Origin of the sequence: Kitasatospora sp. NPDC097643, assembly GCF_040302625.1 — a bacterium.
GTDB lineage: Bacteria > Actinomycetota > Actinomycetes > Streptomycetales > Streptomycetaceae > Kitasatospora.
The window spans coordinates 1-22649 of the sequence record NZ_JBEOSA010000076.1; the positions used below are offsets into that span (position 1 = coordinate 1).

At 73.1% G+C, this 22649-nt stretch carries 17 protein-coding genes; 8 read left to right on the top strand and 9 right to left on the bottom strand.

All coding sequences use genetic code 11. From position 1 onward, the window contains the following. The 8 genes from ABTY15_RS33885 to ABTY15_RS33920 all read right to left on the bottom strand — a co-directional run. The coding region (locus tag ABTY15_RS33885; protein WP_350604333.1) for a DUF2461 family protein at window positions 1–475 on the bottom strand (475 nt) is incomplete at its 3' end. After that, window positions 465–806, bottom strand: coding sequence for a TfoX/Sxy family protein (locus tag ABTY15_RS33890; RefSeq protein ID WP_350604337.1), 342 nt, complete (start codon window positions 804–806; stop codon window positions 465–467). The genes ABTY15_RS33885 and ABTY15_RS33890, both read right to left, overlap by 11 nt. A 14-nt stretch (window positions 807–820) precedes the next feature. After that, entirely contained in the window at window positions 821–3331 is a 2511-nt protein-coding gene (locus ABTY15_RS33895; RefSeq protein WP_350604339.1) for a DHA2 family efflux MFS transporter permease subunit, read from the bottom strand. Window positions 3332–3411: 80 nt separating this feature from the next. After that, the gene (locus ABTY15_RS33900) at window positions 3412–3744 is read right to left on the bottom strand and encodes a YciI family protein (protein WP_350604343.1); all 333 of its coding nucleotides are present in this window, start codon (window positions 3742–3744) and stop codon (window positions 3412–3414) included. A gap of 50 nt (window positions 3745–3794) precedes the next feature. Next, a complete protein-coding gene (locus tag ABTY15_RS33905; protein ID WP_350604348.1) occupies window positions 3795–4580 on the bottom strand; it encodes a class I SAM-dependent methyltransferase in 786 nt (261 codons plus the stop codon). A gap of 120 nt (window positions 4581–4700) precedes the next feature. Beyond that, window positions 4701–5030: an SCP2 sterol-binding domain-containing protein gene (locus ABTY15_RS33910; protein ID WP_350604350.1), complete on the bottom strand. Its 330-nt coding sequence runs from the start codon at window positions 5028–5030 to the stop codon at window positions 4701–4703. Window positions 5031–5168: 138 nt separating this feature from the next. Then, the gene (locus tag ABTY15_RS33915) at window positions 5169–6011 is read right to left on the bottom strand and encodes a TetR/AcrR family transcriptional regulator (protein ID WP_350604354.1); all 843 of its coding nucleotides are present in this window, start codon (window positions 6009–6011) and stop codon (window positions 5169–5171) included. A gap of 168 nt (window positions 6012–6179) precedes the next feature. Continuing rightward, window positions 6180–7055 carry an AfsR/SARP family transcriptional regulator gene (locus ABTY15_RS33920; RefSeq protein WP_350604359.1) on the bottom strand — a complete coding sequence of 292 codons (876 nt, stop codon included), beginning with the start codon at window positions 7053–7055 and terminating at the stop codon, window positions 6180–6182. A 167-nt stretch (window positions 7056–7222) separates the two neighbouring features. Here ABTY15_RS33920 and ABTY15_RS33925 point away from each other — a divergent pair, with 167 nt between their 5' ends. Beyond that, window positions 7223–7939, top strand: a complete 717-nt coding sequence (locus ABTY15_RS33925) for a TetR/AcrR family transcriptional regulator (protein WP_350604363.1) — start codon at window positions 7223–7225, stop codon at window positions 7937–7939. Here ABTY15_RS33925 and ABTY15_RS33930 read toward each other — a convergent pair. Continuing rightward, a complete protein-coding gene (locus ABTY15_RS33930) occupies window positions 7905–8717 on the bottom strand; it encodes an AfsR/SARP family transcriptional regulator (protein ID WP_350604367.1) in 813 nt (270 codons plus the stop codon). The two genes, ABTY15_RS33925 and ABTY15_RS33930, sit on opposite strands and share 35 nt — an antisense overlap. A gap of 167 nt (window positions 8718–8884) precedes the next feature. Here ABTY15_RS33930 and ABTY15_RS33935 point away from each other — a divergent pair, with 167 nt between their 5' ends. From ABTY15_RS33935 to ABTY15_RS33965, 7 genes are read left to right on the top strand one after another with little or no spacing between them, the layout of a single operon-like run. Continuing rightward, the gene (locus tag ABTY15_RS33935) at window positions 8885–10756 is read left to right on the top strand and encodes an NAD(P)/FAD-dependent oxidoreductase (protein ID WP_350604371.1); all 1872 of its coding nucleotides are present in this window, start codon (window positions 8885–8887) and stop codon (window positions 10754–10756) included. Next, window positions 10749–12446 (top strand): NAD(P)/FAD-dependent oxidoreductase, encoded by a 1698-nt coding sequence (locus tag ABTY15_RS33940; RefSeq protein ID WP_350604374.1) that lies wholly within the window; start codon window positions 10749–10751, stop codon window positions 12444–12446. Before ABTY15_RS33935 ends, ABTY15_RS33940 begins: the two co-directional genes overlap by 8 nt. Further along, window positions 12443–14227, top strand: a complete 1785-nt coding sequence (locus tag ABTY15_RS33945) for an NAD(P)/FAD-dependent oxidoreductase (RefSeq protein ID WP_350604377.1) — start codon at window positions 12443–12445, stop codon at window positions 14225–14227. The genes ABTY15_RS33940 and ABTY15_RS33945 overlap by 4 nt, the downstream gene beginning before the upstream one ends. Continuing rightward, window positions 14224–15108: a thioesterase II family protein gene (locus ABTY15_RS33950; protein ID WP_350604380.1), complete on the top strand. Its 885-nt coding sequence runs from the start codon at window positions 14224–14226 to the stop codon at window positions 15106–15108. Before ABTY15_RS33945 ends, ABTY15_RS33950 begins: the two co-directional genes overlap by 4 nt. Further along, entirely contained in the window at window positions 15101–20743 is a 5643-nt protein-coding gene (locus ABTY15_RS33955) for a type I polyketide synthase (protein ID WP_350604384.1), read from the top strand. The genes ABTY15_RS33950 and ABTY15_RS33955 overlap by 8 nt, the downstream gene beginning before the upstream one ends. Continuing rightward, the gene (locus ABTY15_RS33960; protein ID WP_350604386.1) at window positions 20724–21680 is read left to right on the top strand and encodes a DUF1702 family protein; all 957 of its coding nucleotides are present in this window, start codon (window positions 20724–20726) and stop codon (window positions 21678–21680) included. Before ABTY15_RS33955 ends, ABTY15_RS33960 begins: the two co-directional genes overlap by 20 nt. Next, a complete protein-coding gene (locus ABTY15_RS33965) occupies window positions 21677–22600 on the top strand; it encodes a DUF1702 family protein (RefSeq protein WP_350604389.1) in 924 nt (307 codons plus the stop codon). The genes ABTY15_RS33960 and ABTY15_RS33965 overlap by 4 nt, the downstream gene beginning before the upstream one ends. The last annotated feature ends 49 nt before the right edge of the window (window positions 22601–22649 follow it).

Below are 22649 nucleotides of genomic sequence, written 5' to 3' on the forward strand. Positions count from 1 at the left end.
CGGACGGGGTCATGAAGGCGCCGGCGACCGCGTAGTACACCGGGAAGGCCACCGTGACGACGGCGGCGGCGAGCAGCAGGTAGACGGCGGCCCGGAACCGCTTGATCTGGTCCGGGGCCAGCGCCATCGCCCCGCCGGCCAGCCGGAGGCAGTCGGCGTCGACGCGCAGGAAGGCGCCGATGCCGCCCACGGCCCGCTCGCTGGTGGCGACGCCGACCCAGGTCTTGTACGGGGTCTTGTCCTGGGAGAACCGGACGTCGCGGTTCGGCCGGAAGGTGCGCAGCGGGCCGAACTCCGGTGCCAGGTCGGCCATCAGCCGTTCGACCGGGTCCTTGACGGAGGCCTCCCAGACCGCCCGGTGGGCCTCCCAGTAGGCCTTGGAGTTGTCCTGCTCCAAACCCTCCAGGAAGGTGAAGAGTTCGGCCGGGAAGCCGGTGAACTCCCGCTTCCCGTCGGTGCGTTCGTCAGTCGTCATCGTCACCCGCCTTGCCGTTGTAGTCCAGGGCCTCGGCCAGCCAGGAGCCGAACTCCTCGTCCGACTCGATGCCGTAGGCGTCGACGACGATCCAGCCCTTGCTCATCGGCTTTCCGCGCATCTCCGCCCACTCGGCCCCCTCCCGCCCGAGCAGCTCGTCGACCCGGGCGGGGTCGCAGCGGAGCATGATCCGCCCGTCGGGCTTGGCGGTGGCCACCATCCGCTCGTTGACCATGAAGGCGAGGCTGCCGAACATCTTCACCTCGCGCACCTGGGGCTCACCCGAGAGCGCATCCCGGATGCGGTCCGCGAGTTCCTTGTCGTACGCCATCGTCGACGACCCTCCTAGATCGTCGTGGCGAGGGGCAGCGAGGGGTCGCCGCTCCATTCCACGAGGCCGTCATCGTAGAGAGCGACGTCGCGGACCCGCAGCATTTTGAGGGCGAAGGCGTCGGCGGTGGCGTTGACCCCGGCGGCGCAGTAGGTGATGACCTGGCCGGATCCGGTGGCGCCCACGGCCTCGAACAGGGAGGCGAGTTGCTGCTCGGGGAGGAAGCAGCCGGTCGCCGGGTCGAGCAGGGACACCGCGGGGACGTTGACGCTGGAGGGGATGTGGCCGGCGCGACCGTGGGCGACCGGGATGCGTCCGGCGTGCTGGTCGGGGGAGAGGGCGTTGATCAGGCAGACGTCCGGGGCGTCGACGGCGGCCCGGACCTGCTCCCGGGTGACGAACAGTTCGGGGCGGGGCTGGGGGACGAAGGCGCCCCGCTTCGGGTCCGGGACCTCGGTGCTCACCGGCCGGCCCTCCTGCGTCCACTTCCGCCAACCGCCGTTGAGCACCGCCACGTTGTCGTGGCCGAGCGATTGCAGCAGCCACCACAGTCGGGTGGCGAACGCGGTGTGCGCCCGGTCGTAGAGGACCACCGTGGAGTCGTTGCCGATGCCGAGCTCCTCGACGGCGGCGGCCAGCACCTGGGCCGGCGGGATCGCGAACGGCTTGGGCGAGCCGGGGTCGGCGAGCCCGGTCAGCAGGTCGGCGAAGACGGCGCCCGGGAGGTGGCCCTCCTGATAGCCGGCCCGGCCGCTGCCGAGGTCGGCCCCGCCCTCGGGCAGCGGCCGGAAGTCGACCGTGCAGTCGACGACGACGAGCCCCGGGCGCCCCAGGTGTTCGGCGAGCCAGTGCGTCTCGACGAGCGCCGAGGGCAGCCGTACGGGGCTGAGCGGGTGCTGGGTGGTCCCGGCCGGGGAGGCGGCGTCGTGGGACGCGGTCCCGGCCGGGGCGGAGGCGCTGGACGCCGTCCCGGCGGCGTCGGGGACCGCGGCATCGGGAGCCGCGGCGCCGGCCGGCGGAGCGGCGTCCGGCAGCGGCCCGCGGACCATCAGCGCCGCGGCGAGGACGGCGATCAGGAGCGTGCAGCCGGCGCAGACGAGGAACACCGTGTGGACCGCGCCCACGAAGGACCGGTCCACCGCCGAGGTGAAGGAGGCGGCGTCGACGGGCAGGTCGCGCAGCTTCCCGGCGCTCTGGCCGGCGTTGGCGCCGGCCTCGCCGATCCGGTCCGCGATGCCGTGCGCGGTCGCGGCGGGCACGCCCAGGTCGGCGAGGGCGGAGACGAGCCGGTCCTTGAACCCGACCACCACGAGCGTGCCGAGGACGGCGGCACTCGCGGTGAACCCGGCGATCCGGGTGGTGTTGATCATCGAGGAGCCCAGCCCGGCCCGCTGCGGGGGAGTGGAGGCCATCACGGCCAGCGTCAGCGGCGCGAACATGCAGCCGATGCCGGCGCCGACCAGGGCGAGCTTCCAGGACACCGAGCCGAAGCCGGAGCCCGCCTCGACCGTGGTCAGCAGCAGGAAGCCGCCGGTCACCAGGACCCCGCCGACGATGATCGGGATGCGGGGCCCGAGCTTGCCCGCGATGATGCTGGCCGGCGGCGAGAAGAAGAAGATGCCCAGGGTCAGCGGCAGCAGGCGAAGACCGGTCTGCAACGCCGAGTGCTGCTGCACGGTCTGGAAGTACTGGGCCATGAAGAACATCGCGCCGACGATGACGAAGCCCAGCAGCGAGGCGATCACGCTGGAGACCGCGAACGTCCGGTTGCGGAACAGGTCGAGCGGCAGCATCGGCTCCCGGCCGCGCAGCTCCACGACCACGAACGCGCCGAGCAGCAGCACCGAGCCGATCAGCAGACCGATGATCAGCGGCGAGCCCCAGTCCTCGTGCTCACCCTGGATCAGCCCCATGATCAGGCAGAACATCCCGCCGGTGACCAGGAGTTGGCCGGGCAGGTCGAGGTGCGAGGCGCGCGGGTTGCGCGACTCGATCAGCCGGGGGAAGCCGAGCAGCAGGGCCAGCGCCCCGACCGGCAGGTTGACCAGGAAGATCGCGTGCCAGCTGAAGGACTCGATCAGCACGCCGCCGATCAGCGGGCCCAGGGCGACGGCGACCCCGGAGACGGCGGTCCAGATGCCGATCGCCTTGGCGCGGCCCGGCGGGTCGTCGAAGGTCGACACCAGCAGCGACAGGCTGCCGGTCGCGATGGCGGCGGCGCCGACCCCCTGGACGACCCGGCCGAGGACGAGGACGTCGAAGCCGTCCGCGACCCCGCACAGCGCGGAGCCGAGGACGAACAGGACCAGTCCGGTGAGGAACACCCGTTTGCGGCCGAGCCGGTCTCCCAGGGTGCCGGCCGTCAGCAGCAGCGCGGCGAACGGCAGCGTGTAAGCGTCGACGGTCCACTGCAGTTGGGAGATCTCCGCGCCGAGGTCGTGCTGGATCTCGCCCAGTGCGACGAAGATGATGGACCCGTCGAGCAGGACCATGAACGTTCCCAGGCTGGTGACCAACAAGGTCAACGCCCGGATGCTGCGTGAGGTTTTTTCCACGGTGCGTGAGCTCCCTGAGAAGGTGCGTGCGTGACCCGGCCGGTACGAGCTCAGCCGGCGGTCGGCTGTTCCTGGAACTTCGGGAACAGGCCGGTGAACTGCGGGGGGACGAGGAGGCGGTGCACCTCCACCCGGTCCCAGACCTTGTTGACGATGTAGGGCTCGCTGCGGAGCCACTCGTCGATCTCCTCGCGGGTCTCGAAGTCGACGATCAGCACACCGCCGGCCATCTTGCCGGAGCCGTCCAGGATCCCTCCGCCGAAGAGGAAGGACCCGTCGGCCAGCATCCGGTCGCCGTTGGCCATGTGGGCCGGGCGGACCTGCATCCGCCGCTCGAACGTGCCCGGGTCGGTGCCGTCATGGGCGATGACTGCGTACAGCATGAGCGCTGTCCTTTCCGTGCGGGGGTCGAAGGGGAGGTCGGAAGGGGAGGTCAGTCCGCGGAGCGACGGGCCCACACCGAGACCGTGATCGGGGTGTAGAGCACGGTGTCCGAGGGCTGCTGGAGCTGGTCGAAGGCGGCCTCGACCTCCTTCTGACCCATCAGGCCGACCTTGGTGATCACCGGTGCGAGCTTGGCCAGGCTCAGCGTGATGGTCTGCATCTCGGGGGTGCCCGCCTGGACGGCGGTCAGCTGGCAGTCGGTGCCGAGGACGGTCAGCCCGGTGCGGCGGACCGCCGGCAGCAGCTTCATGCCGTACCCGGGGTCGGCGCCGCCGAAGTAGAAGAAGGTCTCCAGGGCGGCGGCGGCCCGGGTGAGCAGCGGCGACGGCGGGTCGACCCGCTGGATGCTGCGGATGTCGGCCTCCTCGACCAGCAGGTGGCCGCCGGGCTTGAGGGCCTTGGCGAACTCGCCGAGGATCCGCTCGCGGTCCGGCAGGTGCATCAGCAGGATCTTGCAGTGGACCAGGTCGTACGCCCCGGGCTCCAGCGGCGTGGTGGTGATGTCCTGCTGCCGGACCTCGAGGTTCGGTGCGCTGAGGCCGTCCAGGTAGGCGGTCTCGATGTCGATGGCGTGGACCGTGCCGAAGTTGCCCACCCGGTCGGACAGCCAGCGGGCGATCGTCCCGGTACCGGCCCCGACCTCGGCGCAGGTCCAGCCGCGGCGGACCCCGATCTGCTCGTCGAGGTAGCGGATGGTCGCCGGATCGGTGAGGGCGGCGACCGCCTCCAGGCGGACCCGCTCGGGATCGGTGTCGTGCTCGGCCAGTTGCTCCATGTGGTGTCTCCTCGGAAGCCTCGATGCGGAGGTGTGGAGGTACGGAGGTGTGGAGGTACGGAGGTGTGGAGGTACGGAGGTGTGGAGGCGTGCAGGTACAGAGACGCGGAGGTGCGGAGCTCAGACGCCGGTTTCGAACAGGTTCGGGACCTTCATGGCGAGCATCATGTCGCCCTTGACCTTGAGCTTTCCGGTCATGAAGGCGCGCATCGCGTCCTGCCGGCCCTCGGCGATCGCCATCCAGGTCTCACTGGTGGTGATGAAGGTGGTGTCCGGGTCGGCCACCCCGCCGGGGATGAGCCGCCCCTGGCCGTCCTTGATCTCGAAGGCCCAGACGCCCGGCTCCTCGTCGGTGATCTTCCACTGGAGGGTGCGGTTCAGGCCGGCCGCGTTCTCGTGCTTGAACCTGGTGGCGAGGGCCTCGAACAGTTCTCCGACGGTCATGGACATGGATCGGCTCCTCGGTCGGCGGTGGGGGCCCACAGGGGGCTGCCCGGAGAAGCTAGGTCCGCCGACTTACCGGGTGCTTACCGGTCGTGAAAGTCGTGGAAGCCGTGGGTGTCGGGTGCCGGATGAGGCCCTTGAGCGCTACGCCCGTCGGGCGAGGACCTCCTGGCTGACCGCCGTCAGCCGCTCCCAGTCGGCCCCCATCCCGGCCCGGCGCCCGATCTCCCGCATCACGGCGGTGAACAGCGAGCCCGACCGGACCAGTTGGGACCGCACGTGCCCGAAGACCTCCAGGGTCACGATGCCGTACAGCTGCGCCCAGGACAGCTCGAACAGCCAGATCAGCCCCAGGCCGTCCTCGCCCAGCAGCGCGGCCAGGTCGGGCTTGCCCTCGCCGCCGGGGGAGTGGACCGCCACGAAGTCCTCGTCGAGCTCCTCGCGGGCGGGCACCGGGAACGGGTGCCGCTGCGAGAGCCTGATGAAGATCCGGCCGAAGAAGTCGGCGAACAGCTGCACCCCGCCGGCCGCGTCCGGGCCGGTCGGCGCCAGCGGGTGGCGCGGCCGCCCGGCCTCGGCGCGCGCGACGTGCTCCCCGGAGAGCGAGTTGGTGTGGAACACCAGCCGGAACTCGTCCACGTGGGTCAGCGCCCAGCAGCGGAACGCGGTGGCCGCCGCCACCATCTGCGCCGCGGGGTCGTCCTCCCCGTACGGCTCGGCGGCGGCGGCCATCTCGCGGACGATCTCGGCGAAGATGTCGCTGGAGAGCAGTTCGTTGAGCGCGGCCACGCTGCCGACGTACCGGTACAGCGCGGGCGCGGTGAAGCCCATCTCGGCGGCCACCGCCCGCAGCGTCACGTCCCGGCCCTCGCGCAGCAGCGAGCGGCCGACCGCGACGATCTCCTCGACCGTGGACTGCCGCAGGCGCTCGCGGCGCTTCAGCGCCGGACGCGGTGGCTCGACGCGTCCGGACTCGACCTGGCTCATCCGTTCACCCCCAATCGACCGTCAAGGCGCGCGGAATGGGCAGGCGTGCCGCAGCTGTTGCCGTCAACGGTAACGCGCGCCAATCGTCGTGAACACCCTTCACCTTTCCCGGCGGCACCTTCCGGCCCGTGCGCCGCACTGGGCCCAGCACTGAGCCCGGCGCTGGGCTCAGTGGTCGGCGCCGTGCAGGATCCGGTCCCGGAGCGCCAGCAGGTCGCTGCTGGGGGCGGCGCCGAGGTCGCGCCGCAGGCCGTCGAGGAAGACGCCCAGCCGGTGCCGGGCGTGGCTCTGGTGGCCGAGCAGGAGGTGCGTCTCGATGACGGTGGTGGCGGCGAGTTCGTTGTACGGGTCCAGTCGCAGCGTCTGGTAGGCGTACTCCAGGGACTCGTCCAGTTCGCCGCGGGCCCGGTGGATCTGGATCAGGCGGACCAGGGCCTGGACGCAGATCCGCTCGTAGCGCCGGCAGTACGGCGCCAGCCAGTGGTCCCGGGACTCCTCGTCCTCCAGGAACCGCCGGACGGTGTAGGCGGTGACGCGGCCGTAGTAGAAGCAGGCGCGGCGTGCGTCGCCGCGGCTGTCGTCGGCCCGGGCCTGCTCGAAGAGGCGTTCCACCTCGCCCGCGTCGGTCCACCAGCTCTCGCCCGCCTCGAAGCGGTAGAAGTTGGTGCCGCTGCGGAGCACGAAGGAGGACTCCTCGCCGGGCAGCAGGTCCGGTTCGAGGATCCGCCGCAGGCAGTGCATGGAGACGTGGAAGCTGCCGGCCGCCTTGTCGGGCGCGGTGTCCGGCCAGCCGAGGTCGATGAGCTGGTCCATCGAACGAGGCTTGCCCGGGTTCAGCAGGAACCACTTGAGCAACAGCAGGGCCTTCTCCCGGCGTTGCCGCCGCTGGCCGAGGACGTTGTCCCCCTTGAACACCCGGAAGGGGCCGAACAGGTAGGCCCGGTACGGGGCTTCGTGCTCCTGCTCGTGCAGCTGGGTCCGCTGGGTCCGCTGGGTCCGTTCGGGTCCTGTGAGCAGTCCCGCGGCTGGCTGAATACCGTTCACGCCGCTTCACCCCCCGCAAATGGCGAGCGTGCCAGGGTCTGGATTGGGTAGTAATCGTGAAGGCCGTTCACGGAAGTTGTCAAGCATCACTGCGCGTGCAGGTGCACGTGCACGGGTTGTCGGTAGGGTCGGCCGTACCTCGTCGGAAGTCCCGTCCGGAGGTGTCCATGAACCCCGTCGATCCGGCCCGCGACCGCCGCGGGAGAGCCGCCCCGGCCGGCCGGGCGCGCGGCCGGCCGGCCACCGTCGAGTCCATCGTCGGGGCGGGCCGTGCGCTGCTGCGCCAGGGCCGCGCGGTGACCCTGCGGGCCGTCGCGACCGAGCTGGGCTGTACCGCACCGGCGCTGTACCGCTACATCGACGGTGCGGCCGCCCTGGGTGAACTGCTGTCCGAGGACGTCTTCGTGGAGGTGGTGGGGGAGCTGACGGCGGCCGGGGAGCCCTACGGTGAGGACGACCCCGCGGCCCGGCTGGTTGCGGCGGCCACCGCCTTCCGCGGCTGGGCGCTGGACAACCGGGCGGAGTTCCGGCTGGTGTTCGGGGCGGCGCGGGGCGGCGGCTCCGGGGCGGAGCCGTTCGCGGGCCCGCTCGGCGGGGTGCTCACCCGGCTGGTGCGGCAGTGGCCGCCGCCCGGGCCCGAAGGCGCGGAGCCGGACGGCGCGTTGGCGGCCTGGGCGCAGCTGTACGGCATCGTCGCCCTGGAGGTGTTCGGGCACGTCCGCCCGCGGCTGATCCGGTCGGGGGCGCTGTTCCGGGCCGTCATGCGGGAGGTCGGCGCGCGGGCCGGGGCGGCCGGGGACGGGGACCGGCTGGCCGAGGTCAGCCGGGAGGTCCTCGCCCGCCGGGCGCTCACCGGGCGTGCCGTACCCGCTCCTGGAGGGTGAGCAGTTCCCGGCTCGGCGGGGTGCCGAGATCCCGCTCGACGGTGCGGACAAAGCGCTCCAGCTCGGAGATCGCCGCCGTCACGCAGCCCTGCTCCACCTGGACCTCCACCACGGAGACGACCGCCTCCTCCGAGTAGGGGTCGCGGTCCAGGATGCCCATCGCGCAGTTCAGCGCCTCGTAGCGCTGGCCGGTCCCGCGGTACAGCCGGAGCAGCCGGCGCAGCGTCTCCGAGTGCGCGAGGTCGTGGGCGGTGCGGAAGGGCGTGAAGGCGTCCTCGTACAGGTCCTCGGGCAGGAACCCGCGGCTGTAGTGCGCCAGCATCCGCTCGTAGCAGGTGATGGCGGCCGCGGTGTCGCCGCCGTCCTGGGCGGCCCTGGCGGCCTTGGCGAGCCGGGCGACCTCGTCGACGTCGGTCCACCAGCGGTCGCCCGGGTCGAACCAGGAGCGGCCGTCCGCGTCGGAGCGGATGAAGGTGGACGGTCGGCGGCTGGGCAACTCCGGTTCGAGGGCGTGGCGCAGGGCGTGCTGGGTGACGTGCAGCCGGTTGGCGGGGCTGCGGGTGCAGCCCGGCCACAGCACCTCGGACAGCTCGGTCGGGCGGAACCGCTGCCCGGGGTTGAGCAGGAACCACTTGAGCAGGGTGCGCGCGCTGGCCCGCCCCCACGCCGGATCGCCCAGCGGGGAGCCGTCCCGGACGACCCGGAACAGGCCGAACAGCTGGGCCTGGTGCGTCGTGGGTGCGGCGGCGGGCGGCAGATCGCCCCGTGTCCGAACCACGTGCCCTCCCCCCGTGACGTGTGAGCGGTCGAGTGCCCGGCCAGCGTCCCCAGATCAACTCCCATTGAAACATGGGAACTTGATGATCCGGCCTACGTCGGCTTGCACCTGGCGTAAGTCGTCCGTAATCCCCTCCGCCGAGAGTCGGCCGGGATGAAGGGGGACACATGACCGAACCCGTACGGCATCGGCTGTCCGACCTGTCCGCCGAGCAACGGGCCCAGCTCACCCGCAGGCTCCGCACCCGGGCCACCGGCGCCACCGAGCCCGGCCGCTACGACGTGGTGGTCCTCGGCGGCGGGGCCGCCGGTCTCACCCTGGCCCTCCAGCTCCGCCGGGCCCGCCCGGGCGTCCGGGTCCTGGTCGCCGAGCGGCAGCAGCACCCCGTGCCGGAGGCCACCCACAAGGTCGGCGAGTCGACCGTGGAGATCGCCGCCCACTACCTGCGCGACGTCCTGGAGCTGAACGAACACCTGGAGAAGGAGCAGATCCGCAAGTTCGGTCTGCGGATGTTCTTCAGCGGCCACGGCAACACCGACATCACCGAGCGGGTGGAACTGGGCAGTTCGGAGTTCCCGCCGCTGGCGACCTACCAGCTCGACCGGGGGCGGCTGGAGAACGAACTCGGCGCGGCCTGCCTGCGGGCCGGCGTCGACTTCCTGCCGGGGAGCAAGGTGCTCGGGGTCGAGCTCGCCGCGGACTCCGCGCCGCACCAGGTCCGGCTGGCGGCCGAGGACGGCGAGCGCGTCGTGCGGGCCCGCTGGGTGGTCGACGCCACCGGGCGCGGCCAGCTGCTCCAGCGCCGGTTCGGCCTGCGCAAGGAGGTGGGGCACCGGGCGAACGCCGCCTGGTTCCGGATCGGCCACCCGATCGACCTCGGCAGCTGGAGCGAGGACCCGGCGTGGCAGGCCCGGCTCCGGGAGGGCCAGCGCGAACTGTCCACCAACCACCTGATGGGGCCCGGCTACTGGGTCTGGCTGATCCGGCTCGCCTCCGGGGCGATCAGCATCGGCATCGTCGCGGAGGACGGGACGCACCCCTTCGAGGGCTTCAACACCTTCGAGCGGGCGCTGGAGTGGCTGCGGGAGCACGAGCCGCAGTGCGCCCGGGCGGTCGAGGAACACCGCGAGCGGCTCCAGGACTTCCGGGTGATGAAGGACTACTCCTACAGCTGCGAACAGGTCTACGACGGCCGGGCGCGCTGGTGCCTGACCGGCGAGTCCGGGATCTTCCTCGACCCGCTCTACTCGCCGGGCCTGGACCTGATCGCCATCGGCAACGGGCTGGTGGCCGACCTGGTGGGCCGGTCGCTCGACGGTGAGGACGTCACCGTCCGGGCGTCCGTGCACGACGGGCTGTTCCGGCGGGTCACCGAGATGTGGCTCGCCGTCTACGAGAACCAGTACGCGCTGATGGGCAACGCCCGGGTGATGAGCTCCAAGGTCATCTGGGACACCGCGTTCTACTGGGGGGTCTTCGGGCTGCTCTTCTTCCAGGACCGGTTCCGCACGGTGGCCGACGACCCCTCGGTGGCGGCCGACCTGGAGCGGCTGACCGCGATCAGCAACCGGGTCCAGGCCTTCTTCCGCGAGTGGGCGGCCATCGACGACACCCCGCTGGAGGCCCGGTTCGTCGACCTCTACTCCCCGCTGGACTTCATGGTCAGGCTGCACGCGGGCATGGCCGACGACCTGCCGGACGGCCGGTTCGCCGAGCGCTTCTCCGCCAACACCCGGCTCTTCGCCCAACTGGCCGGGCAGCTGGTCACCACCGTCATCGACGCCCACGGCGACCGGTACGGCGACGACCGGGTGATCGCCCAGGTGCAGCGCTGGCAGCGGGATCCGCTGATCGCCGAGCTGATCGCCGTCCACCGGCGGGAGAGCCGCGACCACCCCACCAGCGCGGGCTGGATCGCCCTGCGCCCGAGCACCGCCACCGGTGACGAACCGAGTGAACCGAGCGACCCGAAGGAACCGAACGAACCGAACGGAGCGGACGGCATGGAACAGCACCCCGGTGAGGTCAGCTATGCGTGAGTACGGTGCCGAGCGCGTCGACGTGGCGATCCTCGGGGGCGGCATCGCCGGACTGACCCTCGCCCTCCAGCTGAAGCGGGCCGACCCCGGGCTGCGCGTCGCCGTCCTGGAACGGCAGCAGCACCCCGTGCCCGAGGCCGCCCACAAGGTCGGCGAGTCCAGCGTCGAGGTCCAGGCCCACTACCTGCGCGACGTCCTCGGGCTGGCGGACCACCTCGAGCAGGAGCAGCTGCACAAGTTCGGCCTGCGGATGTTCTTCACCCACGCGGACAACGCCGACATCGCCCGGCGGGTCGAGTACGGCCAGGTCGCCGAGGCGCCGCTGGCCTCCTACCAGCTCGACCGGGGCCGGCTGGAGAACGCGCTCGGCGGCTTCGTCACCGAGCTGGGGGTGGACTTCCGCCAGCGCTGCAAGGTCCGGGAGGTGGAGCTCGCCACCGGCGGCGGCGACCACCTGGTGCACCTGCTCGACGGCGCGGACGAGCACACCCTGCGGGCCCGCTGGGTGGTCGACGCGACCGGCCGCGCCGGGCTGCTCAAGCGCAAGCTCGGCCTGGCCCGCGGGCTCGGGCACCGGGCGAACGCCGCCTGGTTCCGGATCGGGCACGAGGTCGACGTACAGCGGTGGTCCGCGGACGAGGCGTGGCGGGGTCGGGTCGACAGCGGGCTGCGCCGGCTGTCGACCAACCACCTGATGGGGCCCGGGTACTGGGTCTGGCTGATCCCGCTCGCCTCCGGATCGACCAGCATCGGCATCGTCGCCGAGGACTCGAGCCACTCCTTCGAGGGATTCAACACCCTGGAACGGGCCCTGGAGTGGCTCGACGGGCATGAGCCGCAGTGCGCGGCGGAGGTGCGCCGGCACCAGGACCGGATCCAGGACTTCCGGGTGATGAAGGACTACGCGTACGGCTGCACCCAGGTGTACTCCGAGGACCGGTGGTGCCTGACCGGGGAGGCGGGGGTGTCGATCGACCCGCTCTACTCCTCCGGCGGCGACCTGATGGCGATCAGCAACGGCCTGATCACCGACCTCGTCCTGCGGGACCGCCGGGGCGAGGACATCGTCGAGCGGACCGTCGCGCACAACCAGGTCTACCTGGTGCTCAGCGAGATCTGGCTGGCCGCCTACGAGGGCCAGTACCCGGTGATGGGCAATCCGCAGGTGATGGTCGCCAAGGTGGTCTGGGACACCATCATCTACTGGGCGGTGCCCGGCCTGCTGTTCTTCCACGACAAGTTCCGCCGGCTCGGCGAGAGCCCGGCGGCCTTCGCCAACCTCCAGCGCACCTGGCTGCTGCACACCCGCGTCCAGCAGTTCTTCCGCGAGTGGCACCTCGTCGAGAACGCGCCCGCCTGCGACGTCTTCGCCGACCCGTACAGCCTGCTGGAGTTCATCGTCGACCTGCACAACGGCATGGCGGCCGGCCTGGACGACGACAAGCTGGAGGAGCGGTTCGGGCTGAACGTGGACCTGCTGGAACAGCTCGCGGGCCAGCTCGTCGCCACCGTCATCGAGGGCCTGGAGCAGCGCGGCGCCGACGAGGCGGCCGCCGCCCAGATCGCGCGCTGGCGCGCCGACGGGCAGCTGCGGGAGGCCGTCGAGCGGTACGGGGAGCGGGACAAGACCGATCCGATCGACCGCGCCTGGATCACCCTCGGCGCCCGGAACGCGGTGGTGGAACCGTGAGCGACAGCAGAGTGACCAACGACCCGGACGCCCCGGCCGCGGTGCCGGAGGAGGTCGTCGACGTCGCCGTGATCGGCGGCGGACCGGCCGGCCTGACCCTGGCCCTGCACCTGCACGCACAGCGCCCCGGCACCCGGATCGTCGTGCTGGAGCGCGAGGGCCACCCGGTGCCGGAGGCCGCGCACAAGGTCGGCGAGTCCACCGTGGAGATCGCCGGCTACTACCTGCGCGAGGTCCTCGGGCTGGGCCACCACCTGCGCTCCGAGCAGCTGAACAAGTACGGCCTGCGGGTGTTCTTCTCCCGGGACGGCAACGCGGACATCACCCGCCGCGTCGAACTCGGCCACTCCGTCCGCCCGCCGGGCGCGGTCGGCACCTACCAGCTCGACCGGGGGCGGCTGGAGAACGCCCTGGGGCGCGAACTGACCACGCGCGGCGGGGAGTTCCGGTCCGGGACGAAGGTGGAGGAGGTGGACCTGCGGCCCGGCGAGGAGCACCACCTGCTCCGGACCCGCACCGAGGACGGCGCCACCGGGCTGATCCGGGCGCGGTGGGTGGTCGACGCCACCGGCCGCACCTCCCTGCTCAAGCGCCGGCTCGGCCTCGCCCGGAAGGTCGGCCACCGGGCCAACGCCGTCTGGTTCCGGGTCGGTTGCCCGATCGACGTGGACACCTGGTCGGACGACCCGCAGTGGCACGCCCGGATCGAGGAGGGCCGGCGCGAGCTGTCCACCAACCACCTGATGGGCCGTGGCTACTGGGTCTGGCTGATCCGGCTCGCCTCCGGCTCCACCAGCGTGGGCATCGTCACCGACCCGGACCTCCACCCGTTCGAGCGGCTCAACCGCTTCGACCGGGCCCTGGAGTGGCTGGAGGAGCACGAGCCGCAGTGCGCCGGCGTGGTGCGGCGCCACCGGGACGAACTCCAGGACTTCCGGGTCATGAAGGACTACGCCTACGGCTGCGAGCAGGTCTTCTCCGCCGACCGCTGGTGCCTGGCCGGGGAGGCCGGGGTCTTCCTGGACCCGCTGTACTCCCCGGGGCTGGACCTGATCTCCATCGGCAACGGCCTGATCACCGACCTGATCGCGCACGCGCTCGACGGCGAGGACGTCGCGGAGCTCGCCGCGATCCACAACCAGGTGTTCCTGCTGATCGCCGACGGCTGGCTGAGCATCTACGAGAACCAGTACGCGCTGATGGGCAACGCCCGGATCATGCTCGCCAAGGTCATCTGGGACACCGCCGTCTACTGGGCCGTCCCCGGGCTGCTCTACTTCCACGACGCGCTGCGCCACCTGATCGACCGGCCCGACATGGTGACCGGCCTGGCCCGCTTCAGCGCCCTCAGCCGGGACGTCCAGCGCTTCTACCGGGAGTGGGACGCCGCCGACGAGGAGCCGCGCGACCCGGCGCCGTTCGTCCGCTTCTACGACTTCGACTTCATGAGCCGGCTGCACATCGGCATGACGGCGGGCCTCAAGGACGAGGACCTCGGCGAGCAGTTCACCGCCAACGTCCGGTTCATCGAGCACCTGTCGGGCCAGCTGGTGGCGACCGTGCTGGCCGAGTTCGAGGCCGAGCCGGAGAACCCGGTCAAGCGGGAGCAGGCCCGGCGCTGGCGCGCCGACCCGGCCCTGATGACCCTCGTCGACGTCCACCTGAGCGAGCGGCAGGCCATGCCACTCAGCGACCGGTGGATCCGGCAGCGGCCGGCCGGCGACAGCCAACACGACGACAGCGGACACGACGACAGCGAACACAGCGAGGTGGGCGCATGAGCGGGAGCACGGTGCCGCGCGATCGCATCGCCCGGCTGCCCGAGGACCAGCGGGCCCGCCTCGTCCAACTGCTGCGCGACCGGCCGGCCCGGGACGGCGACATGGCTCCCGACCCGGACCGCTGGTTCGTCCGGTACTCCGCCGCCGAGGCGTCCGCGCTGCGGCTGTACTGCTTCCCCTACGCCGGCGGCGGCGCCTCGACCTTCCGCGGCTGGGCCGAGGCCCTGCCCGCCGGGGTCGACGTCCGGGCGGTCCAACTGCCCGGCCGGGAGAGCCGGGTGGGCGAGCCGGCGCTGCGGCGGCTGGACGACCTGGTGGACGCCCTGGAGCAGGCCGTCCGGGCGGAGCCGGAGATGCCGTACGCCTTCTTCGGGCACAGCATGGGCGCGCTCCTCGCGTTCGAGCTCACCCGGCGGCTGCGCCGCACCGGGGCGCCGCTGCCCGCCCGGCTGCTGCTCAGCGCGTTCCGGGCACCCCAGCTGCCCAGCCCGCACATCAGGATCCACCACCTGCCGGACGAGGTGCTCAAGACCGTGCTCCGCAAGGAGGGCACCCCGGCGCAGGTGCTGGACAGCGAGGAGCTGATGGGGGCCCTGCTGCCCACGCTCCGGGCCGACCTGGAGGTCTGCGACACCTACCGGTACCGCGAGGAGCCGCCGCTGGCCGTCCCGATGACCCTGTTCGGGGGCCACCAGGACGTCCGGGTCAGCCGCAGCGACCTGGAGCGGTGGCGCAGCCAGGCCGCCGGCCCGTTCCGGCTGGTCATGCTCCCCGGCTCGCACTTCTTCCTGCACAGCTCACCGGACCTCCTGCTGGCCGAGCTCTCCCGGGAGCTCAGGCCGGCCCTGCGCACCCAGGAAGGGGACGGGCGCCATGACTGACCGGCCGTCGGACCACACCCCGCCGGAACCCCTCGCCATCATCGGCATGGGCTGCCGCTTCCCCGGCGGCGCCACCACCCCCGCCGCGTTCTGGGACCTGCTGTGCGCCGGCGTGGACGCCACCCGTGAGCTGCCCGAGGACCGCTGGGAGGCCGCCAAGTTCTACGACCCGGACGCCGGCAAGCTCGGCAAGACCGGCACCGTGCGGGGCGGCTTCCTCGACCGGATCGACCAGTTCGACGCGCCGTTCTTCGGGATCTCCCCGCGCGAGGCGATCTGGCTGGACCCCCAGCAGCGCCTGCTGCTGCACGCCGCCTGGGAGGCCCTGGAGGACGGCGGCCAGGTCGCCGACCGGCTCGCCGGCAGCGACACCGGCGTCTTCGTCGGCGGCTTCACCCTGGACTACCAACTGCTCCAGAACTACGGGGTGCAGAGCCGCTACGAGCTCCAGTCCCACTCCGCCACCGGCATGATGATGACGATGCTGGCCAACCGGCTGTCCTACGCCTTCGACCTGCGGGGGCCCAGCCTCGCCGTGGACACCGCCTGTTCGGGCTCGCTGGTCGCGGTCCACCTGGCCGCGCGCAGCCTGTGGAACGGCGAGTGCTCGCTGGCGCTGGCCGGCGGCGTGAACGTGATGATCGCGCCCAACATGACCATCGCCGAGTCCAAGGGCGGCTTCCTCGCCCCCGACGGCCGTTGCAAGGCCTTCGACGCCGCCGCCGACGGCTACGCCCGCGGCGAGGGCGTCGGCGTGGTCGTGCTCAAGCCGCTCGCCCGGGCACTCGCCGACCACGACCCGATCCACGCGCTGATCCGCGGCACCGCCGTCACCCAGGACGGCCGCAGCAACGGCATCACCGTCCCCAACGCGCAGGCGCAGGAGGCGGCGATGCGCGCGGCCTGCCGACAGGCCGGCGTCGCGCCGCACGAGGTCCAGTACGTCGAGGCGCACGGCACCGGCACCCCGGTGGGGGACCCGGTCGAGGCGGGCGCCATCGGCCGGGTGTTCGCCGCGGGCCGCCCGGACGGCGAGCGCCTGGTGATCGGATCGGTCAAGACCAACATCGGCCACCTGGAGGCGGCGGCCGGCGTCGCGGGCCTGATCAAGGCGACGCTCGCGCTGAAGCACGGCCGGATCCCCGGGCAGCTGCACCACCACACGCCCAACCCGGCGATCGCCTTCGACGAGCTGCGGCTGCACGTCCAGACCGAGCTGGGCGACTGGCCGAAGACGGCCGGCGCCCGCCTCGCCGGGGTCAACTCCTTCGGCTTCGGCGGCACCAACGCCCATGTGGTGCTCCAGGAACCCCCGGCCGAGCAGCCGCTCCCCGCGCGCGGCCCGGACCGAAGACGGCACGTCGTCCCGCTGTCGGCCCGCAGCCCCGAGGCGCTGGCCGAACTGGCCGGCTCGCTGGCCGAGGGCGGGTACGACCTGCGCGGCCTCGGCCGGACCAGGGCGCTGCGCCGCAGCCACCACGACCACCGGCTCGCGGTCGTCGCGGCCACCGGCGAGGAGGCCGCCGAGCAGCTCGCCGCCTTCGCCGCCGGACAGCAGGCCAAGGGCGTCAGCACCGGCCGCGCCCCGGCGGGGGAGCGGCCCAAGGTGGCCTTCGTCTGCTCCGGGATGGGCCCCCAGTGGTGGGCGATGGCCCGCGAACTGCTGGACACCGAACCGGTGTTCCGCGCCGTCGTCGAACGCTGCGACCGGGAGCTGCACCGGTACACCGGCTGGTCTCTGCTCGCCGAACTCCTCGCCCCCGAGCCGGAGTCCCGGATGGCCGAGACCGAGGTCGCCCAGCCGGCCAACCTCGCCGTCCAACTGGGCCTGGCCGAGCTGTGGCGCTCCTGGGGCGTCACACCCGACGCCGTCCTCGGGCACAGCACCGGCGAGGTCGCCGCCCAGTACCTCGCCGGCGTGCTCGACTTCGAGGACGCCATCAAGGTCTGCTACTACCGCAGCAGCCTCCAGCAGCGCGCCACCGGAACCGGCCGGATGCTCGCGGTGGGCATGACCCCGGAGACCCTCAACCAGGCGGTGGCCGACGCCGGCCCGCTGGTCTCGGTCGCCGCCGTCAACAGCCCGACCGCCGTCACCCTGGCCGGGGACGCCGCGATCCTGGAGAGCATGGCGGCCCAGCTGGAGACCTTCGGCGTCTTCCACCGCTTCCTGACCGTCAAGGTCCCCTACCACAGCCACTACATGGACCCGCTGCGCGAGGACCTCACCAAGGGGCTCGCCGACCTGCGCCCGGCCCCCGCCACCATCCCGCTGTACTCGACCGTCACCGGCACCCGGATCGACGGCCGGGGCGCCGACGCCCACTACTGGTGGCAGAACGTCCGCGCGACCGTGCTGTTCGCAGCCGCCTTCCGCCACCTGCTCGCCGACGGCTACACCCACGTCGTCGAGCTCGGCCCGCACCCCGTGCTGGCCGGCCCGATGCGGGAACTGCTCGCCGAACAGCAGCTGGACGGGCTCGTACTGCCCTCGCTGCGCCGCGACGAACCCGACGACGCGGTGCTGCTCGGCTCGCTCGGCGCCCTCTACGGCCACGGCCACCCGGTCGCCTGGCGGGCGCTGTACGACGGCGACGAGCGCCCGGTGGAGTTGCCGCCCTACCCGTGGCAGCTCAAGCGGTACTGGAACGAGTCCGCCGAGGCCCGCGAGGACCGCCACTACACCCAGGTCCACCCGCTGCTCGGGCAGCGGATGAACGCCGTCCACCCCACCTGGGAGCGCGAGCTCGGCACCCGGCTGCTGCCCTTCCTGGCCGACCACCGCGTCCAGGGGAACACCGTGCTGCCCGGCGCCGCGTTCATCGAACTGGCCCTGGCGGCGGCCCACGAGGTGTACGGCGAGGGCGAGTACACCGTCGCGGACCTGGAACTGCTCAAGGCCGTGGTCCTCCCCGGCACCGCCGACCCCCGGCTGCGCACCACCCTGCACCAGGAGTCGGGCCGGGTGGAGGTGGCCGGCTTCACCGCCACCCCGGGCGGCGAGCGCACCTGGACCCTGCACGCGACCGCCCGGCTCACCCGGCGGCCCCCGGCCCGGACCCGACGGGACCTGGCCGCGGCCCGGGCGGGCAGTCAGCGGCAGGTGGCCCGGGCGGAGTTCTACCAGCTGGTCGAGCGGATGGGCTTCCAGTACGGACCGGCCTTCCGCACGGTCGAGGAGATCGCCACCGGCCCCCGGCGGACCGTCGGGCGAATCACCGCCCCCGAGCCGGTGCGCGCCGAGCTCGGCGACTACCGGTTCCACCCCGCCCTGATCGACGCGGCCTTCCAGGTCCTGCTGGTGGGCGCCACCCCCGGGGGGACGGACGGGGAGCGACCGGCCGGCCCGTACCTGCCGGTGGGCGTCGACGGCGTGACGGTCTGCGGCCGACTCGCCGAGGAGATGTACGTGGTGGCCGAGGTCGTCGAGGCCGACGCCCGGGTCATCCGCAGCGACCTCGCGCTGTGCGACGCCGAAGGGCGGGTGCTCGTCGACATCCGGGGCTTCCGGGCCCGTTCCCTCGACACCGCGGCCGGGCTGAGCCCCGACCGGATCGACCAGGGCCTCTACGAGGTCGAGTGGCGGGCCGCGCCGGCCTCGGAGGAGGACGCCTCCGCCGAGGAGGGGCAGGCCGGCACCTGGGTGCTGCTCACCGGCCCCGGCGGGGTCGGCGCCGAGACGGCCCGGCAGCTCGCCGCCGCCGGGCAGCGCGCCGTCACGCTCACCGCCGCCGCGGTGCCCGAGCCGGTCGGGAACCCGACCGACGGCTACCGGCTCGACCCCGCCCGCCCCGAGCACTACCAGCAGGTGCTGACCGAGCTCGCGGACCGGACCGGCATCGACACTGTCCTCCACCTCTGGAGCCTCGACGCGCCCCGCGCCGAGGAGGACTCGGCCACGGTGCTGGAGGACGGCCAGGACCTGGGCGCGCTCTCCGCCCTGCACCTGATGCAGGCGCTCTCCGCCACCGTCACCCGACGGCTGCCCCGGGTCTGGCTGGTCACCCGCGGCGCGCAGGCGGTCGGTCCGGAGCCCCGGCCGCTCAACCTGACCCAGTCCCCGCTCTGGGGCATCGGCCGGGTGATCGGCCACCAGGAGTTCCCCGGCCTCTGGGGCGGCCTCGTCGACCTGGACACCGGGCCCGACCCGGAGCAGGCCCGCCGACTGCTCGACGAGATCACCGCGCACCGGGACGAGGACCAGGTCGCCTTCCGCGACGGGCAGCGGTACGTCGCCCGCCTGGCGCCCGCCAGCGGCCTCACCCCGGCCTTCCCGGTGGCCCTGCGCGACGACCGGACCTACCTGGTCACCGGCGGCCTGGGGGCGCTCGGGCGGATCGTCGCCCGGTACCTGGTCGAACGGGGCGCCCGCCACCTCGTCCTGATGGGGCGCAGCCCGCTGCCCGCCCGCGACACCTGGCACGACCTGCCCGCCGACCACCCCCGGCGCGAGCTGGTCGACGAGCTGCTCCGGTGGGAGCGCCACGGGGTGCGGGTCGACTGCGCCGCCGTCGACTCCGCCGACCGGGCGCAGCTGCACGCCTGGTACGCCGAGCACCGGCGACGGCACCGGCCGCCGGTCGGCGGCGTGGTGCACGCCGCGGGCGTCGTCGAGGACGAGCTGATGCTGCGGATGGGCCGGGACGCCTTCCAGCGCGTCACCCGCCCCAAGCTGGCCGGCGGCTGGCTGCTGCACCGGCTGTTCGCCGACGCCCCGCTGGAGTTCTTCGTCCTGTTCGGCTCGGTCGGCTCCGTCATCGCCTCGGCCGGGCAGGCCAACTACGCCGCCGGGAACGCCTTCCTCGACGCGCTCGCCCAGCACCGGCGAGCACAGGGTCTGCCCGCCCTGAGCATCGGCTGGGGCCCCTGGTCGGTCGGCATGGTCGAGCAGCTCCACCTGGAGCAGATGTACCGGCGGCGCGGCATCGAACTGATCACCCCCGAGGCCGGCACCCGCATCCTCGGCCGCCTGCTCGGCCAGCGCCCGGCCCATGTGGTGGCGATCACCGCCGACTGGGCGACCGCCCGGGCCGGCTCCGCGGGCGGACAGCTCCCGCCGATGTTCGGCGAGCTCGGCCTGGCCGAGGCCGACCACGGCGGGGAGGACGAGGAGGCCGGCGCCGACGCCGTCCTGGCCGCCCTGCGGCGCACGCCCGAGGCCGACCGCCCGGGGGCGCTCGCGGCGCACCTGCACGCCGTCGCCGCGCTCGTCCTCAAGCTGGACCCGGCCGAGTTCGGCGACGAGGAGAACCTCACCACCCTGGGCATCGACTCGCTGATGGCGGTCGAGGTCAAGCACCGCATCGCGGCGACGCTGCGCGCGGAGGTCTCCGTCCTGGACCTGCTCCAGGGCGTCACCGTCCGCGACCTGACCGCCCGGATCCTGCCGCTGCTGGAGCTGTCCGGCCCGGAGCCGTCCGGTCCGGAGCCGGTGGACCAGGACGCGGCCGAGCCGGAGCCGGACGACGAACTCGCGGCGCTGCTCGCCGACGTCCCGCCCGAGGAACTCGCCCGCCTGCTCGACGAACTGGAGCAGGACCGCACCGACCCCACGGACCCCACGGACCTCATCGGCCCCACGGACCCCATCGACCACCCGACGGGAGCGACCGACCATGACCCAGCTGCTCAGTAGCCTGCGGCGCGCCGTGATGGGCGTCTCGGACGCGGAGGCGACCGCCTTCAGCCGGGGCGACACCCCGACCTGGCGGCACCTCGAAACCGTCGTCCGCACCGCGGTCGGCGGCTACCACGCCGTCCTCGACGGCAGCCGCCTCGACGACCTCGTCCCCCGGCTCGACCGGACCCCGCTGGAACTGCGCGGATACGCCTACGAGGGCGCCGCCATGGGCCTCACCGGCCTGGACTGCTTCCTGCCCGGCAGCTCCCGGCTGCGGACCTACCTGGCGGGCCCCGGCAGCCCGCACGTCTACATGGTCCACATCGGCGCGGGCGAGGCCCTCGCCCGGCTGCGCCGCAAGCCCGAGCCGTTCCTGCGGCGGCTGGCCGATCCCGCGCTGCGCTGGCTGGTGATGGACGGCTACGGCTTCCACGAGGGCTTCTTCAAACCGGAGCGCTACGTGCAGCGGCAACAGGTGCCCGCGCACCTGTCGCCGTTCGCCCGGCGGGTCTTCGACCAGGGGCTCGGCCGGAGCATCTGGTTCACCTCGGGCGCCGACATCGACCGGATCGCCCGGACCGTCGCGGCCTTCCCGGCCCACCGGCACGCCGACCTGTGGCTGGGCACCGGCGTCGCCTGCGGCTACGTCGGCGGCGTCGACCGGCCCGTCATCGAGGCGCTGCGCACCGCCGCCGGCCGGCACGCGCCCCGGGCGGCGGTCGGCACCGCGTTCGTCGCCAAGGGCCGGCTGCGCGCCGGCAACCTGATCCCCGACACCGAACTGGCCTGCGAGGTGCTCTGCGGGATCCCCGCCCAGGCCGCGGCGAAACTCGTCGACCAGGCCTTCGAGGGCCTGCCCGACACCCCGGCCGCGCCCGCCTACGACACCCTGCAACGCCGCCTGGAGGCCGGCCTCGCCGTCGGCCCGGCCACGACGGAGGAGCCCTCATGACCGTGCTGGGCGCCGCGCTGCGGCCGCTGTTCGAGGTCGCCCCGACGGACCTGCCGCCCGGGGCGACCGGCGGCGGCCCCACCGCGGAGCGGCTGAGCCGGGTGGTGTTCACCGTGACGGAGTGCTGCGAGCGGACGCTGCTCACCCGGCGCGAGACCGCGCTGGTCAAGGCCCTGGACGCCTACCCCGAGGAGCTGCGCGGCTTCGCCTACGAGGGGGCGGGCGTCGGCCTCGCCGCCCTGGACCACCTGCTGCCGTGGCAGCGGCGCACCCGCCGCTTCGTGGACGGGCCGGCCGGCCCGTACGTCTTCGCCGTCTACCTCGGCGCCGGCATGGGGCTGGCGCGGCTGCGCCGCGACCCCGAGCCGTTCCGGCGGCGGCTGAAGGACGACGTGTTCGGCTGGGTGGTCCTCGACGGCTACGGCTTCCACGAGGGCTTCTTCGCCCACCGCCGGCACGTCCAGGAGCGCGCCGTGCCCCGGCACCTCAGCGGGTACGGGCTGAGCGCCTTCGACCACGGCCTGGGGCGCAGCATCTGGTTCGCCACCGGCGCGGACGTCAAGCGGGTCGTCGCGACCATCGAGGCGTTCCCCGAGTCGCGCCGCGGCGACCTGTGGGCCGGCGTCGGCCTGGCCTGCGGGTACACCGGCGGGGTCGACGAGCCGACCGTCGAGGCGGTGCGGGACCGGGCCGAGGGCTACCGGGACCGGCTCGCCGAAGGGGTGGTCGTCGCGGCCAGGGCCCGGCACCAGGTGGGCAACGCCGCCGCGTACGACGAGATCGCCTGCCGGGTGGTGTGCGGGACCGGCAGCCGTGAGGCGGCGGAGATCGCCGCCGCCGCCCTGGTCGACCTGCCGACCGACGACGTCGAACCGGCCTACCAGATCTGGCGCCGGCGGATCCGCCGGCAGTTCACCTGAGCACCGCCCAGCCGGAGGCACTGCTCACAACTCCCGTCGTACACCAGCC

Coding starts and splice junctions, on each gene's coding strand:
- ABTY15_RS33890 (WP_350604337.1), bottom strand. CDS start 806: ATGGCGTACGACAAGGAACTCGCGGACCGCATCCGGGATGCGCTCTCG.
- ABTY15_RS33900 (WP_350604343.1), bottom strand. CDS start 3,744: ATGCTGTACGCAGTCATCGCCCATGACGGCACCGACCCGGGCACGTTC.
- ABTY15_RS33905 (WP_350604348.1), bottom strand. CDS start 4,580: ATGGAGCAACTGGCCGAGCACGACACCGATCCCGAGCGGGTCCGCCTG.
- ABTY15_RS33910 (WP_350604350.1), bottom strand. CDS start 5,030: ATGTCCATGACCGTCGGAGAACTGTTCGAGGCCCTCGCCACCAGGTTC.
- ABTY15_RS33915 (WP_350604354.1), bottom strand. CDS start 6,011: ATGAGCCAGGTCGAGTCCGGACGCGTCGAGCCACCGCGTCCGGCGCTG.
- ABTY15_RS33925 (WP_350604363.1), top strand. CDS start 7,223: ATGAACCCCGTCGATCCGGCCCGCGACCGCCGCGGGAGAGCCGCCCCG.
- ABTY15_RS33935 (WP_350604371.1), top strand. CDS start 8,885: ATGACCGAACCCGTACGGCATCGGCTGTCCGACCTGTCCGCCGAGCAA.
- ABTY15_RS33940 (WP_350604374.1), top strand. CDS start 10,749: ATGCGTGAGTACGGTGCCGAGCGCGTCGACGTGGCGATCCTCGGGGGC.
- ABTY15_RS33950 (WP_350604380.1), top strand. CDS start 14,224: ATGAGCGGGAGCACGGTGCCGCGCGATCGCATCGCCCGGCTGCCCGAG.
- ABTY15_RS33955 (WP_350604384.1), top strand. CDS start 15,101: ATGACTGACCGGCCGTCGGACCACACCCCGCCGGAACCCCTCGCCATC.
- ABTY15_RS33960 (WP_350604386.1), top strand. CDS start 20,724: ATGACCCAGCTGCTCAGTAGCCTGCGGCGCGCCGTGATGGGCGTCTCG.
- ABTY15_RS33965 (WP_350604389.1), top strand. CDS start 21,677: ATGACCGTGCTGGGCGCCGCGCTGCGGCCGCTGTTCGAGGTCGCCCCG.